Source organism: Arthrobacter sp. TRD_SC_6, from assembly GCF_055361185.1.
Genome location: NZ_CM143953.1, coordinates 1792084 through 1806201 on the forward strand (window position 1 = coordinate 1792084; position 14118 = coordinate 1806201).

General features: G+C 63.3%; 11 protein-coding genes. 5 read left to right on the forward strand and 6 right to left on the reverse strand.

What is annotated here, in order from left to right:
* Positions 1–36: 36 nt before the first annotated feature.
* From purH to ACWA1U_RS08720, 4 genes are all read left to right on the forward strand, one after another.
* Complete coding sequence (gene purH / locus ACWA1U_RS08705) at positions 37–1653, forward strand: bifunctional phosphoribosylaminoimidazolecarboxamide formyltransferase/IMP cyclohydrolase (protein WP_463721820.1); 1617 nt, start codon at positions 37–39, stop codon at positions 1651–1653.
* 70 nt (positions 1654–1723) lie between these two features.
* Positions 1724–3943: an NADP-dependent isocitrate dehydrogenase gene (locus tag ACWA1U_RS08710; protein ID WP_463721821.1), complete on the forward strand. Its 2220-nt coding sequence runs from the start codon at positions 1724–1726 to the stop codon at positions 3941–3943.
* Between the two features lie 173 nt (positions 3944–4116).
* Positions 4117–5262: a hypothetical protein gene (locus ACWA1U_RS08715; RefSeq protein WP_463721822.1), complete on the forward strand. Its 1146-nt coding sequence runs from the start codon at positions 4117–4119 to the stop codon at positions 5260–5262.
* An 87-nt stretch (positions 5263–5349) separates the two neighbouring features.
* On the forward strand, positions 5350–7584 hold the full coding sequence (locus ACWA1U_RS08720; RefSeq protein WP_463721823.1) for an LPXTG cell wall anchor domain-containing protein: 2235 nt from the start codon (positions 5350–5352) through the stop codon (positions 7582–7584).
* A 67-nt stretch (positions 7585–7651) separates the two neighbouring features.
* On the opposite strand, the gene ACWA1U_RS08725 is transcribed toward ACWA1U_RS08720, so the two are convergent.
* The 6 genes from ACWA1U_RS08725 to purU form a co-directional block, all read right to left on the reverse strand.
* Positions 7652–8722 (reverse strand): Gfo/Idh/MocA family protein, encoded by a 1071-nt coding sequence (locus ACWA1U_RS08725; RefSeq protein WP_463721824.1) that lies wholly within the window; start codon positions 8720–8722, stop codon positions 7652–7654.
* Positions 8723–8761: 39 nt separating this feature from the next.
* Positions 8762–9985 (reverse strand): MFS transporter, encoded by a 1224-nt coding sequence (locus tag ACWA1U_RS08730; RefSeq protein ID WP_463721825.1) that lies wholly within the window; start codon positions 9983–9985, stop codon positions 8762–8764.
* Positions 9985–10641, reverse strand: a complete 657-nt coding sequence (locus ACWA1U_RS08735; protein WP_463721826.1) for a winged helix-turn-helix domain-containing protein — start codon at positions 10639–10641, stop codon at positions 9985–9987. The genes ACWA1U_RS08730 and ACWA1U_RS08735 overlap by 1 nt, the downstream gene beginning before the upstream one ends.
* 44 nt (positions 10642–10685) lie before the next feature.
* Positions 10686–11207, reverse strand: a complete 522-nt coding sequence (locus tag ACWA1U_RS08740) for a gamma carbonic anhydrase family protein (protein WP_463721827.1) — start codon at positions 11205–11207, stop codon at positions 10686–10688.
* A gap of 71 nt (positions 11208–11278) precedes the next feature.
* Positions 11279–11452: a DUF1737 domain-containing protein gene (locus tag ACWA1U_RS08745; RefSeq protein WP_463721828.1), complete on the reverse strand. Its 174-nt coding sequence runs from the start codon at positions 11450–11452 to the stop codon at positions 11279–11281.
* Between the two features lie 20 nt (positions 11453–11472).
* The gene (purU, locus tag ACWA1U_RS08750) at positions 11473–12354 is read right to left on the reverse strand and encodes a formyltetrahydrofolate deformylase (RefSeq protein WP_463721829.1); all 882 of its coding nucleotides are present in this window, start codon (positions 12352–12354) and stop codon (positions 11473–11475) included.
* 331 nt (positions 12355–12685) lie between these two features.
* Between purU and glyA the strand changes: the two genes are divergently transcribed.
* A complete protein-coding gene (glyA, locus tag ACWA1U_RS08755) occupies positions 12686–13981 on the forward strand; it encodes a serine hydroxymethyltransferase (RefSeq protein ID WP_463721830.1) in 1296 nt (431 codons plus the stop codon).
* Positions 13982–14118: the final 137 nt, after the last annotated feature.

The window sequence follows — 14118 nt, forward strand, 5'->3', positions numbered from 1 at the left end:
GCACTTATCACTCAGTCCTATCCGATGGAGATTTGCGTGACTTTGACCAGTCTTGACCGTGTTCCAATCCGCCGCGCACTCATTTCGGTGTATGACAAAACCGGGTTGGAGGAACTGGCTCAGGGCCTGCACTCGGCAGGTGTCCGGATAGTGTCCACCGGATCTACCGCAAAGAAGATCGCCGCTGCGGGCATCCCCGTGCAGGAGGTCGAAGAGGTCACTGGTTCCCCGGAGATGCTGGACGGCCGGGTCAAGACGCTTCACCCCCGGGTGCACGGCGGCATCCTCGCTGACCGCCGGGTACCAGCACACATGGACACGCTTTCCGAGATGGACATAGAGGCTTTCGACCTGGTGGTCGTCAACCTGTACCCGTTCGTCGAGACCGTGAAGTCGGGTGCGGAACAGGACGACGTCGTTGAGCAGATCGACATCGGCGGCCCAGCCATGGTTCGCTCGGCCGCGAAGAACCACGCCGCCGTCGCAATCGTCACGGATCCCACCTTTTACGCGAGCGTTGTTCAGGCCGCCGGTGAGGGTGGCTTCGATTTGAAGACCCGCCAGCGGCTGGCGGCGCGGGCGTTCGCACACACTGCGTCCTACGACAATGCCGTGGCGTCGTGGACGGCGAGCCAGTTCCTGGATGAGGACGGCGACGGAATCGTTGATTGGCCGGCGTACGCGGGCCTGGCGCTGGAGCGTTCCGAGGTGCTCCGCTACGGAGAGAATCCGCATCAGCAGGCCGCACTGTATGTGGACAAGGCCGCGCCAGTGGGCATTGCCCAGGCAGATCAGCTTCACGGCAAGGCCATGAGCTATAACAACTTCGTCGACGCCGATGCCGCCCTCCGCGCGGCCTTTGACTTCGCGGAGCCCGCCGTCGCGATCATCAAGCACGCCAACCCGTGTGGTGTCGCCGTCGGTGCCGCTGATGCTCCAGACCCGCTGGCCGACGCACACGCCAAGGCCCACGCCTGCGATCCCGTGTCAGCTTTCGGGGGCGTGATTGCAGCCAACCGCACAGTTACCGCAGGCATGGCGCAGGCCGTCAAGGACATCTTTACGGAGGTGGTCATCGCGCCAGGGTTCGAGCCCGAAGCGGTGGAAGTCCTTTCGCAGAAGAAGAACATCCGCCTGCTGGCCCTCCCCGAAGGGTACGGCCGCTACCCGACCGAAATCCGCCAGGTTTCCGGCGGCGTGCTGCTCCAGGTCAGTGACAGGGTGGATGCCGACGGCGACAATCCGGACAACTGGACGCTCGCCGCGGGCGATGCCGCAGACCCGGCAACCCTTGCCGACCTTGCCTTCGCGTGGACCGCCTGCAGGGCAGCGAAGTCCAACGCGATCCTCCTGGCCCGCGATGGTGCCGCCGTCGGCGTTGGAATGGGCCAGGTGAACCGCCTGGACTCGTGCCGTCTCGCAGTAGAGCGGGCAAACTCTCTCGCTGGCGAGGGCAACGAACGCGCGCGCGGTGCCGTGGCGGCGTCGGACGCGTTCTTCCCCTTCGCTGACGGTCTGCAGATCCTGCTCGACGCCGGCGTCCGCGCCGTCGTGCAGCCAGGCGGTTCGGTCCGGGACCAGGAAGTCATCGACGCAGCGAAGGCTGCTGGCATCACCATGTATTTCACCGGAGCACGCCATTTTTTCCACTAAACCGGTACGTTGGACACGTTGAAGAACCATCAAAATTCAGCACAAAAGACCCTCAGGGAGACGCCTAACAATGGCCAGAATCATCTATACCCACACCGACGAAGCGCCCATGCTGGCCACGTACTCGTTCCTGCCGATCATCGAGGCGTTCGCCTCGACTGCGGGTGTGGAGGTGGAGATACGCGACATCTCACTTGCCGGCCGCATCATCGCCGTGTTCGGCGACTACCTCACCGAAGAGCAGCGCATCGGCGACGCCCTCGTGGAGCTGGGCGAACTGGCCACCCAGCCGGAAGCCAACATCATCAAGCTGCCGAACATCAGCGCCTCGGTGCCCCAGCTGAAGGCTGCGGTTGCGGAGCTCCAGGGCCAGGGCTATGCGCTGCCGGATTACCCGGACAGTCCCTCAAGCGACGAGGAACAGGACATCCGCGCGCGCTACGACAAGATCAAGGGATCAGCGGTGAACCCCGTCCTCCGCGAGGGCAACTCGGACCGCCGTGCACCGCTGTCGGTGAAGAACTACGCCCGCAAGAACCCGCACTCCATGGGTGCCTGGACAGCTGACTCCAAGACCAACGTTGCCACCATGAACGACGGCGACTTCCGCTCGAACGAGCGGTCCGTGGTCATGAAGTCCGACGATTCGCTCACCATCCAGCATGTGGACGCAGACGGCACCGTGACCGTGCTGAAGAAGGCTTTCCCGGTCCTGGCCGACGAGGTGATCGACGGCACGGTGATGCGTGCCGCTGCGCTCGATGAGTTCCTTGCGGCACAGGTGGAGCGCGCCAGGAACGAAGGTGTCCTGTTCTCTGCACATCTGAAGGCCACCATGATGAAGGTCTCGGACCCGATCATCTTCGGCCACATCGTGCGCGCTTTCCTTCCCGAGGTCTTCGCCTCCTACGGCGAGCAGCTCGAGGCCGCGGGCCTCAGCCCGAACAACGGACTGGGGTCCATCCTCAGCGGTCTCGATAAGCTTCCGGCTGATGTCCGCGGCGAGGTCGAGGCAGCGGTCCGCAAGGGGCTCGACGACGGCCCTGCGCTGGCGATGGTTGACTCCGACAAAGGGATCACCAATCTCCACGTTCCGAGCGACGTCATCGTCGATGCTTCGATGCCCGCGATGATCCGTACTTCCGGCCACATGTGGGGTCCGGACGGTCAGGAAGCTGACACGCTGGCCGTTCTTCCGGACAGTTCGTACGCCGGCATCTACCAGGTTGTCCTCGATGACTGCCGTGCCAATGGCGCCTTCGACCCCACCACCATGGGTACCGTCCCGAACGTGGGCCTTATGGCACAGGCGGCCGAGGAATACGGCAGCCACAACAAGACCTTCGAGATCGAGGCCGCCGGTGCGGTGCAGGTTGTTGATGGGTCCGGTGCCGTCCTGATCGAGCACAGCGTCGAGCCAGGTGACATCTGGCGCGCATGCCAGACGAAGGACATCGCCATCCGCGACTGGGTGAAGCTTGCTGTCACCCGCGCCCGGGCCTCCGCCACACCCGCCGTGTTCTGGCTGGATGAGGAGCGGGCACACGATGCCAACCTGATCGCGAAGGTGAACGAGTACCTGCAGGATCATGACACCGAGGGTCTGCAGATCGAGATCCTCTCGCCGGTGAAGGCGACAGCGTTCACGCTGGAGCGCATCCGTAAGGGCGAGGACACCATCTCCGTCACCGGCAACGTACTGCGCGACTACCTGACTGACCTGTTCCCGATCCTGGAACTGGGCACCAGCGCGAAGATGCTTTCGATCGTTCCGCTGATCAACGGTGGCGGCCTGTTCGAAACCGGTGCCGGAGGTTCGGCCCCCAAACACGTCCAGCAGTTGGTCCGCGAGAACCACCTCCGCTGGGACAGCCTCGGCGAGTTCCTGGCGCTGGCCGTGAGTTTCGAGCACCTTGCCACTTCGACCGGAAACGCGCGTGCCCAGATCCTCGCGGACACACTGGACCGGGCAACTGCCACTTTCCTTCTTGAGAACAAGTCGCCCAGCCGCAGGTCAGGTGAGCTCGACATCCGTGGCAGCCACTTCTTCCTCGCTCAATTCTGGGCGAAGGAGCTGGCCGGGCAGACCGAAGACGCCGCGCTCGCCTCGGCTTTCTCTTCGGTGGCAAAGGATCTCACCTCCAACGAAGACACCATCGTGTCCGAGCTGCTTGCCGTCCAGGGGTCACCCGTTGACATCGGCGGTTATTACCGCCCCGACATCACCAAGGTGGTTGCGGTGATGCGTCCGTCGGCAAAACTCAATGAGGTTCTCGCCTCGCTGAGTTAGCATTCGACGCTCAACTCAAGACCCCGCCGTCGCTCTTACTGAGTGCGAACGGCGGGGTCTCGTTCTTTAATTCAGGAATAGTTCACCTGTGCCAACCCAAATTCTGGTTTACAGCGAATAGAGAGCGTGCTTTCCTTGTATCTACGTAACTGACCCGTAGGTGGTGGTGACAGATGAACAGGCGCCTTCGCCGATCTGCCTCTGCCGCCCTGCGCATTTCCCTGGTTGGTGGTGCAGGGGCTCTTGGTTGGCTTGCTCTTTCCGCTGGGGCCGCTACAGCCGACGACGGCGGGACCAACGGTCTGCTGGGATCCGTCACTTCCGTGGTCGAGTCCGTTACGGCCCCCGTCGAGCCGGTGGTCTCCGGGGTTACGTCACCGTTGACGTCCACCGTAGAAGCGGTCACGCCGCAGCAAGTGGAAGCGGTCCAGCCGCTTCCGGCCGTATCAGACAGTGTCAGTGCGGTGCCGGTGATCGTGGGGAACCTAAGCGTCGCGGAGACATTAGTGCCCGCGACGGAGGCCGTGGACTCCATTGTTAATCAAGTACCGATCGTCAACCAGACTCTTCCCGCGGACACAACCACAGCAGTCACTCAGCCTGTGCTTGGGATAGTGGATTCCGCTGTCGCCCCCGTGTTGCCCGTCGTTCAAGAGGTCGTTGCACCGGTCGTCAGGGTCCTCGATCCGGTTCTTGAAGTGGTGGATCCGGTGGTAGACGCCGTCGACCCCATTGTTGACCCAGTGGTGGATGTAGTCCGTCCGGTCGTCGAGCCTGTCGTCGATCCCATTGTCGATCCTGTCACCGACCGACCTGATGGTATTGACCTCACCGACGGTCAGACGACGCCCGGTGTTGACCTCACGGACGGTCAGACGACGCCCGGTGTACAAAATGCCAGCACGCTTCCGGCCCCGACAGCCGTCGACGGCGGCAGCGCAGTGACCCGCCCTGCTGCAGCTTCCCCTGCTGATCTAGGGCTCTCGAACCTCCAAAGCCTCACCCAACTGTCCCTGCTTGAGGGGACCGCACATTCCACCGCGACAGATCCGGGTGCGTCCTCAGTTAGCGCCTCATATCTCGTGCAGGAAGCTCCATCAATGGTGATTGCTGGCGGCCCGTCAGGTGAAAGTGGGACCCCGACGGCGACCTCAGGTGCCTCCGCTTCAGCCGGCTCTGGCGGGCACGGGTCCGCAGGGTCCGCCGACGCCGCAGGCCTGTTCAACTTCGACTTCGTTTCCAGTGTCCCCCCGCAGGTTAGCTATGCCGCGAACCTGCCGCAGGGACCCAGCCACGATCCCGGTTCCACTCCTGATTGATGAGCCGCTTGCTGCCTTTTTAGTGGTAGCAGACGGCTTCCCGTGGCGCTTCGCGCGTCACTCCAAACATCAATTCAGGAGACAAACATGCGTTATTGCATTCAACGAGGAATCAAAGTATTCCTCCTTGCCGGGGGCATTCTAGTCCTCGGAGCCGGAGCGGCTTCCGCCGATGACTCCGGATCAGACCTGCTTGGAAATGTAGACGTAGTCGGCAGCGTAAGTGCACCGATCAACGTCGGTGGTAATGCCGTCTCGGTGATTGGGGACGCCTCCTCGGAGGACTCTACGTCGTCGTCGAGCGCAGCCACCACAACCGCACCAGCCACCACAACCGCACCAGCCACCGGCGACAATTCCCTGGTTGGAGATGTGACTGCCGTTGTTGAGGCTGTTGTTCCGGTGAATGTTGGTGGGAACGCGGTGTCGGTGATTGGTGATTCGTCGACCAGTGGCTCTGATTCATCCGCTGGTGGTTCCACTGGGGCTGTTGCTTCGGGAGAGGGTGGCCTGGTAGGAGATGTGACTGCCGTTGTTGAGGCTGTTGTTCCGGTGAATGTTGGCGGGAACGCGGTGTCGGTGATTGGTGATTCCTCGACCAGTGGCTCTGATTCATCCGCTGGTGGTTCCACCTCAGGTGGTTCTTCTAGTGGCACTGATGGTGGCTCTCACGGGACCGATGACGGTGGCCTGGTTGGCGATGTCGTTGGTGATGTTGATGCTGTTGTTCCCGTGAATGTTGGTGGGAACGCGGTATCGGTGATTGGTGATTCGTCGACTACGGGTTCGGATTCGTCTGCTGCTGGTTCCACTTCGGGTGGTTCCACTGGTGGTACGGGCGGTGGCGATTCTGATGGTGGCCTGGTTGGCAACATCGTGGGTGATGTTGATGCTGTTGTTCCGGTCAATGTTGGCTGCAATGCCGTTTCGGTGATTGGTGATAGCTCGGCCAGTGATTGCACTACTTCTGCTGGTGGTTCCACTTCGGGTGGTTCCACTGGTGGTACGGGCGGTGGCGATTCTGATGGTGGCCTGGTTGGCAACATCGTGGGTGATGTTGATGCTGTTGTTCCGGTCAATGTTGGCTGCAATGCCGTTTCGGTGATTGGTGATAGCTCGGCCAGTGATTGCACTACTTCTGCTGGTGGTTCCACTTCGGGTGGTTCCACTGGTGGTACGGGCGGTGGCGGCGATTCTGATGGTGGCCTGGTTGGCAACATCGTGGGTGATGTTGATGCTGTTGTTCCGGTCGATGTTGGCTGCAATGCCGTTTCGGTGATTGGTGATAGCTCGGCCAGTGATTGCACTACTTCTGCTGGTGGTTCCACTTCGGGTGGGTCCACTGGTGGTACGGGCGGTGGCGATTCTGATGGTGGCCTGGTTGGCAACATCGTGGGTGATGTTGATGCTGTTGTTCCGGTCGATGTTGGCTGCAATGCCGTTTCGGTGATTGGTGATAGCTCGGCCAGTGATTGCACTACTTCTGCTGATGGGTCCACTACCGGTGGGTCCACTGGTGGCACGAGCGGTGGCGATTCTGATGGTGGCCTGGTTGGCAACATTGTTGGTGACGTTGATGCTGTCGTTCCGGTCAATGTTGGCTGCAATGCCATCTCGGTCATTGGTGATAGCTCGGCAAGTGATTGCACTACTTCTGCTGATGGGTCCACCTCGGGTGGTTCCACTGGTGGTACGAGTGGTGGTGGCGGTCTGATCGGTGACATTGGCATCGACCTGGACACGATCATCCCGATCAACGTCGGCTGCAATGCCATCTCGATTATTGGTGACAGCTCGACCAGCAACTGCAATTCAGGTGCTGGCCCGACCGATCCAGGCACGCCAGGTACCCCGGGCACTCCGGGCACGCCGGGCACGCCAGGTACCCCGGGCACGCCAGGTACCCCGGGCACTCCGGGCACGCCAGGCACTCCGGGCACGCCAGGTACCCCGGGCACTCCGGGCACGCCAGGTACCCCGGGCACTCCGGGTACCCCGGGTACGCCAGGCACTCCGGGTACCCCGGGCACGCCAGGAAACCCAGGAACCCCGGGCACGCCAGGCACGCCAGGAACCCCGAGCGGTCCTGCGACCCCGGGCAACAACAACCCGAACGCTGGTAACAACGGAACCACCGGAACCACGGTAATCCTTGCCAGCGCAGGCATCACTGCTTCCGGCGACGGCGCAACCCGCGCTGCACCTCGCAGCAACCTCGCCCAGACTGGTGTCGATTCCTCGATCCTGGCTCTGATGGCCGGACTGCTTCTCGTAGGCGGACTGACTCTGGTCATGCGCCGCACGCGCACGGAACGCAGCTAGCTGCTAACGGCTTTGACCGGAGTCCCTTTCGGACTCCGGTCAAAGCCGTGCCAGAAGCCGGTCGGTGCTAGGGAGAGTCGTTGGCGTAGCGAACGCCGAGCTGCGCCCGAACGCCGTCGAACATGCGCATGGTGTCGAGCGTGTGCTGCAGCGGCATGGTCGGGCTTTCGAGCAAGCCGGACTGGATGCAGCGGGTAACCTCCCGCAGCTCGTACGCGTAACCCTTGCCGATTTTCTCGATCCGCTCGACGCGGGATTCGCCCTGATGCGCCTGGATGAAAAGTTCGTCCGGGTTATGCAGCGGCGACGACGTACGGAGCCAACCCTTGCTGCCGGCCACCGTGGCCTGGCTTGGTCCCGAAGCCAACAAAGACGACGACAACTGCGCCTGCGCGCCGCTGGCATAGCTGAGGGTAAGGACATTCTGGGCGTCCACGCCGTCGTCGTTCAGTGTTCCCTCGGCAGAAACGGAGGTGGGGAAACCCAACGCCCCCAAAGCCCACGTGGTTGGGTAGATGGTCAGGTCAAGGAGCGCTCCGCCACCGGCGAGCGGATCCCATAGCCGGTGGGTGGGGTCGTAGGGGAGCGGGAAGCCAAGGTTCGCCTGCACCCACCCGATCTCGCCAAGTTCACCCGAGTGGATGATGTCCCATGCCCGGTTCAGGCTCGGGAGGAAGCGGGACCACACCGCTTCCATCAGGAACAGTCCTTTTTCGCGGGCCAGCACGATGAGCTCCTGTGCCTCGCGGGCATTCACCGTGAATGCCTTCTCGCAGAGCACGTGCTTACCTGCGTTCAGCGCTGCCTTGCACACTTCGTAGTGCTGTCCGTGCGGGGTAGCCACATAAACGACGTCGACGTCGGGATCCTGGACCAGCGACTCAAAGCCGCGGGCGCCGTCGTCGTAATAGGCCTTTGCGAAGCCGTGCGCCTCGGCGAAGGCACGCGCGCGTTCTTCGCTGCGTGAACTCACTGCGTGCAGCACCGCGTCCTCGAGCTGGGCGAGGTCCTCAGTGACCGACTGCGCGATACCGCCGGTCGCAACCACACCCCACCGCAACGGTTCACCGGTTGCAACATGCGGAGAGGGTGCGCCGGGCTCAGCGCACGGAGGGACGGGGAAGAGGTCTGATGTCATCCCTTCATCCTTCCCAACGCCCGGCCCGCCGTCCACCCGTTACGACGCGCCAGGTCGCTTACCCAGAACCAGGGGCAGCACGCTGAGGAAGCACAGAACCGTCATCGCGACGATCAGCACCCGGTAGTCGACCAGCCCGAGCAGCGCCGCCGCGAGCACCGACGCCCCGACCTGCGGCACGTTGATCATCATGTTCGTCGCGGCCGAAGTGCGGCCCTGCATCGCCGGCGGGGTCTCCTGTTGCCGCAGTGTCACGAAGGCGATGATCGCCCACGGGACCCCGAGCCCAAGCAGCACCGTCGAGGCAAGGACCACCCCGAGCACCGGCGCACCCGTGCCCAGTACGGAGAGACTCAGCAGAAGGATGCCGACGACGACGGTCCGGCGGATCCCGAGCTTCCGGATGACCATGCTGGCGGTCAGCCCACCGATCACCGACATCACGCCCTGGCAGCTGACCAGTACGCTGAGGAACTCCGGTGGCATGCCCAGGCCCTGCTCCGTGGTGGCGAAGATGGTCACGTTGAGGACACCCGTTGCGCCAACCGCGATGACGAGCGTGAGCAACGCCGGGCGGAGCAATGCGTGCGAGAAAAGGAACCGGAAGCCGGCCGTGCTCGTCGCCCAGAACGATTCCGCCTCCCGAACATGTACCGTCTCTTTCACCCGGAGGCGGCTGAGGATCGCTGCAGCTACCAGGAAGGAGAGGCAGGTCATGGCAACTACCCACTCCATCCCCCAGAGGCCGAGAATGCCCGCCCCGATCAGCGGCGAAACGATGCGCAGTCCCTGGTCGATGCTGCTCAGCATTCCGTTGGCTGGCGCGAGCATGCGGTCCGCGAGGAGATCGCGGAGCACGCCGGACTGCGCCGCAGAGGTCACGTAGGACGCATTCGCGTACACGAAGATCACGAGGTAGATCACCCACAGCTGATCCGCTGAGCGCACCGTTAGCAGAGCGAGAACGACGACGGCGGCCGCTACGTTGGTCGCTGCCAGCAGCGGGACGCGGCGGAACCGGTCGGCCAGCTGGCCGGTCAGGGGAGCAAGGAGGGCGGGCAGCCCCAGCGCGGCAAAGACGAGCCCGGCGGCGGCGTCGCTTCCGGTCAGCTGTTTCACCCAGATGGCGGCGGTGAGGTAGAGCGCGGAATCGCCGAAGTTGGAGAAGATCCACGCCAGTCCGAGCCGGCGGAAAGCGGGGATGCGCAGGACCTCGCGGTTGGTGCCGGTATCGGTTGCGGGTGTCTGGGTGTCGGCACTCATCAAGCGTCCGGAGTAGTCGGTGCTTTCGCGCCGCCTCGGTCCGGGTCGATATTGAGCACACCGAATATCTGGACGGGAACAGAACCCTCGGGGCGTTGTTCCGGATGTTGCCACCGCCCGTCGAAGCGCCGGCTGAGTTCGAGCAGATCGTCGCGAAACTGCCTGATCTCTTCATGCGTGGCGTAGAAGCTGGAGCCCATGATCGAGGAAACATCGACGTCATCCACGGGTAGCTGCGGTGCGCGCTGCAGCCAGGACTGGATGCGGTCAGCCTGGCGGTGAACGTGGAGGCTGGCCATGGCTGATATTGCGTGCACTGAGCCGGGCGCGTTCCGGTCGATCACCTGCGAGCGGCTGTGAGATACGGGTTTCCACGGCTTCTCCCGCCCCGGGCGGTCTGCCTGTTCGATGTAGCCGTGCTTGGCGAGCATCCTCAGATGGTAGGAACAGCTCGCAACTGACTCACCGATCGCGGCGGCGCACTCGGTGGCCGTCGCCTCGCCTTTGTCGTCTAGAACATCGAGGAGTTCTAGCCGGACGGGGTGCGCGAGAGCCCGGATCCGTACTGGATCGCTGATGACCTGCTCGTCCGCAGGGCCGCGGTAGGTGACGCCCGCGGGAAGGGAGGAGGCGCCGTCGTCGTCGTCGTTACTCATGGCACCCAGTATGCCTTGCTAAAGAAAGCTTTAGCAAGGGTTCTTTAGGTTGAGTTTGCCACCTGATGCGCTTCAGCCAGTTTCTGGTAGTTCGCGGCGTTGGTCAGTACGCTTTGAAGTTCCTCTTCGCTGAGTTCGCGGCGAACCTTGGCCGGAACGCCGGCCACGAGGGATCGCCGTGGGACCTCCATCCCTTCGAGTACGACGGCGCCCGCCGCCACCAGCGAGCCCTCGCCGATACTTGCGCCGTTCATGATGGTGGCGCTCATTCCGATGAGGCAGTCGTGTCCGATCGTGCACCCGTGAATCACAGCGCTGTGGCCGATGCTCACGCGGTCGCCCACCTTCGTGGGGAAGCCTGGATCAGCGTGCAGCACCACGTTGTCCTGGAGGTTGGTGCCCTCGCCCACGGTGATGGACTCGGTGTCCGCACGGACTGCTACTCCGTAGAAGGCGCTGGCGTTTTTGCCGAGCCTGGCGTTGCCGATAATCGACGCTGTGGGCGCGACGAACACGGATTCATGAATGGACGGGGTGTGGCCGGCGAACTCGATGATGTGTCCCATGCGGCCAGCGTATCCCCACCTGTCCTTATCGATCGGCGTTAGCAGTAGACGGATCGGTCAGGAGGGCTGGCTCAGTCCTCCAGCACTACCGCCTGCGCAACGATCACACGGTCGCCGTTGTAGGTCACCGACGGGGAGCCATGCAGCCGGTAGCCGCTCTCCAGCGCCTCGCTCACCCGGGTGCAGAACGCTTTGTCGTCCGGGCCCGTGAGTATGCGGTACCGCAGGGGTGCTTCTTCGCTCACGATTCATTACCTCCAGTAGTTCAGTTAAATACGACTGTTCGCGTGCCGTCCAGCAGCACCCGGTGTTCTGCATGCCACTTCACGGCCTGCGCAAGGGTGCGGCTCTCGGCGTCGGCGCCCATTGCCACGAGTTGCGGTGCCGTCCGCGCGTGGTCCACCCGTAGCACCTCCTGCTCGATGATCGGACCCTCGTCCAGGGCCGGCGTGACGTAGTGTGCGGTTGCGCCGATCAGTTTCACACCCCGCGCATGCGCCTGGTGGTAAGGCCGGGCACCCCTGAATGAGGGCAGGAACGAGTGGTGGATGTTGATGGCCCGTCCCACCAGCTGCGAGCAGAGGGAGTCGCTGAGCACCTGCATGTACCGGGCGAGCACCACGAGTTCGATGCGATGCTCCGCCACCAGGTCAAGCAGCCGGGCCTCCGCGGCATCCTTGCCGTCACCGGTTACCGGCACATGATGGAACGGCACGCCATAGAAGGCGGCCAGATCAGCAAGCTCGGTGTGGTTGGACACGATCACCGGCACCTCGATCGGCAGCATCCCGGCCCGCTGCTGGAAAAGGAGGTCGTTGAGGCAATGCGCGGATTTCGACGCCATGATCAACGTCCGGGCTGGCCGCCCGGCAACGTTCAGCTTCAGCGTCATGCCGAAGGCGTCCGCCACAGGAGCCAGGTGCGCTTCCACTGCTTCCCGGGCGGATTGCGTCGTCAGGGCCACCCGCATGAAGAACGTCCCGGTGTCGGGGCTGCCGTACTGCTGGGACTCGGTGATGTTGCAGTCCGCAGCAACCAGCGCCCCCGAGACCGCGTGCACGATTCCCGGCCGGTCGTCACAGGAGAGCGTGAGAATGAACGACGACGGCGCGTTGCCGGGTATGCCTGTTGGCGCTGCGGAAGTCACGCTCCAAGGGTACCGGGCGGCAGGGGCGGCAACGCCAGGAGGAATGTCACTGTCGGACACACACGTCTACGTGCCCGCGCGGGCACGTAGAATAGGTGCGTCGCGACTGGCGTTAGGTGGGCAACCACCAGGAAGCGGCAACGCGCTGTCGCTGCTTCGAAACGGAAATTTTGGAAGCACGACGACGGCGCGAGAGCGCCGACCACGGATCGCACGCCTGGGACGTAGGTCAAGTTTTGCCCGTGCCTCGATGTGCACCGGACTTTTCGGTGGCGGTGGGTCAACGGGTAGCCTGACCTGTAGAAAGCCGTCCTAATACCAGGAGCCCCCCGTGACCTTCTCTTCTCCTTCTGTGACCCAATCCGTCACCAACGCACCGCTGTCCGAGGTTGACCCAGAAATCGCTGCAGTACTCGACAATGAGCTGGCCCGCCAGCGCGACACCCTCGAAATGATCGCTTCCGAGAACTTCGCACCGCGCGCGGTGCTTCAGGCGCAGGGTTCTGTCCTGACAAACAAGTACGCCGAGGGCTACCCGGGCCGACGTTATTACGGCGGCTGTGAGCATGTCGACGTGGCAGAGAGCCTCGCCATCGAGCGTGTGAAGGCCCTTTTCGGCGCCGAGTACGCCAACGTCCAGCCGCACTCCGGTGCACAGGCCAACGCGGCTGCCCTCGCCGCGATGATCAAGCCCGGCGAGAAGATCATGGGCCTTTCGCTTGCGCACGGAGGTCATCTGACCCACGGAATGAAGCTGAACTTCTCCGGCAAGCTCTACGAAGTTGCTGCCTATGGCGTAGAAAATGACACCAACCGCCTCGACATGGAGCGCGTCCGCGAGCAGGCAATCGCAGAGAAGCCCCGCGTCATCATTGCCGGTTGGTCCGCCTACCCGCGCCACCTCGATTTCGCTGCCTTCCGCTCGATCGCCGATGAGGTGGGCGCGCTGCTCTGGACCGACATGGCGCATTTCGCCGGCCTCGTCGCGGCAGGTTTGCACCCCAGCCCGGTTCCGCACTCAGACATCGTCACCTCCACGGTGCACAAGACCCTCTCCGGCCCGCGTTCAGGCGTCATTCTGGCCAAGGAAGAGTGGGCAAAGAAGCTCAACTCCAACGTGTTCCCGGGCCAGCAGGGCGGGCCGCTGATGCACGTCATCGCCGCCAAGGCCACTGCGTTCAAGATCGCCGGCACGGAGGAATTCAAGGAGCGCCAGGAGCGTGTCCTTGAGGGTGCCCGTATCATCGCCGAGCGCCTTATGGGCAACGACGTCACCGAGCACGGCGTGTCCGTCCTCACCGGCGGCACCGACGTCCACCTGGTACTCGTGGACCTGCGCAACTCCGAGCTCGACGGCCAGCAGGCGGAAGACCTCCTCCACTCGGTCGGCATCACCGTCAACCGAAATGCCGTGCCGAATGACCCGCGCCCGCCCATGGTCACTTCGGGTCTGCGCATCGGTACCCCGGCACTGGCAACGCGCGGATTCGGCGCAACCGAATTCACCGAGGTCGCAGAGATCATCGCATCAGTCCTCAAGCCTGGCGCCGACGTCGAAGCGCTCCGCGGCCGCGTATCCCGGCTGGCGGGGGACTTCCCGCTCTACCCAGGCCACGAGGAATGGTAGAAGACCTCCCGCCCGGCGCGTTGGAGTCGGCAGCCGCCCGCTCCAATGCGTATGAGATTCCCACGGACGAGTGCTGCTTTACCGGCTGCTGCGAGCGTGGGAAAGCATATTTGCTCGAAGTTCTGGATAAAGGGGCC

What these genes read in the sequence shown, in the direction of transcription:
- ACWA1U_RS08710 (WP_463721821.1), top strand. Translation starts at nt 1,724, where the DNA reads ATGGCCAGAATCATCTATACCCACACCGACGAAGCGCCCATGCTGGCC.
- ACWA1U_RS08715 (WP_463721822.1), top strand. Translation starts at nt 4,117, where the DNA reads ATGAACAGGCGCCTTCGCCGATCTGCCTCTGCCGCCCTGCGCATTTCC.
- ACWA1U_RS08720 (WP_463721823.1), top strand. Translation starts at nt 5,350, where the DNA reads ATGCGTTATTGCATTCAACGAGGAATCAAAGTATTCCTCCTTGCCGGG.
- ACWA1U_RS08725 (WP_463721824.1), bottom strand. Translation starts at nt 8,722, where the DNA reads ATGACATCAGACCTCTTCCCCGTCCCTCCGTGCGCTGAGCCCGGCGCA.
- ACWA1U_RS08730 (WP_463721825.1), bottom strand. Translation starts at nt 9,985, where the DNA reads ATGAGTGCCGACACCCAGACACCCGCAACCGATACCGGCACCAACCGC.
- ACWA1U_RS08735 (WP_463721826.1), bottom strand. Translation starts at nt 10,641, where the DNA reads ATGAGTAACGACGACGACGACGGCGCCTCCTCCCTTCCCGCGGGCGTC.
- ACWA1U_RS08740 (WP_463721827.1), bottom strand. Translation starts at nt 11,207, where the DNA reads ATGGGACACATCATCGAGTTCGCCGGCCACACCCCGTCCATTCATGAA.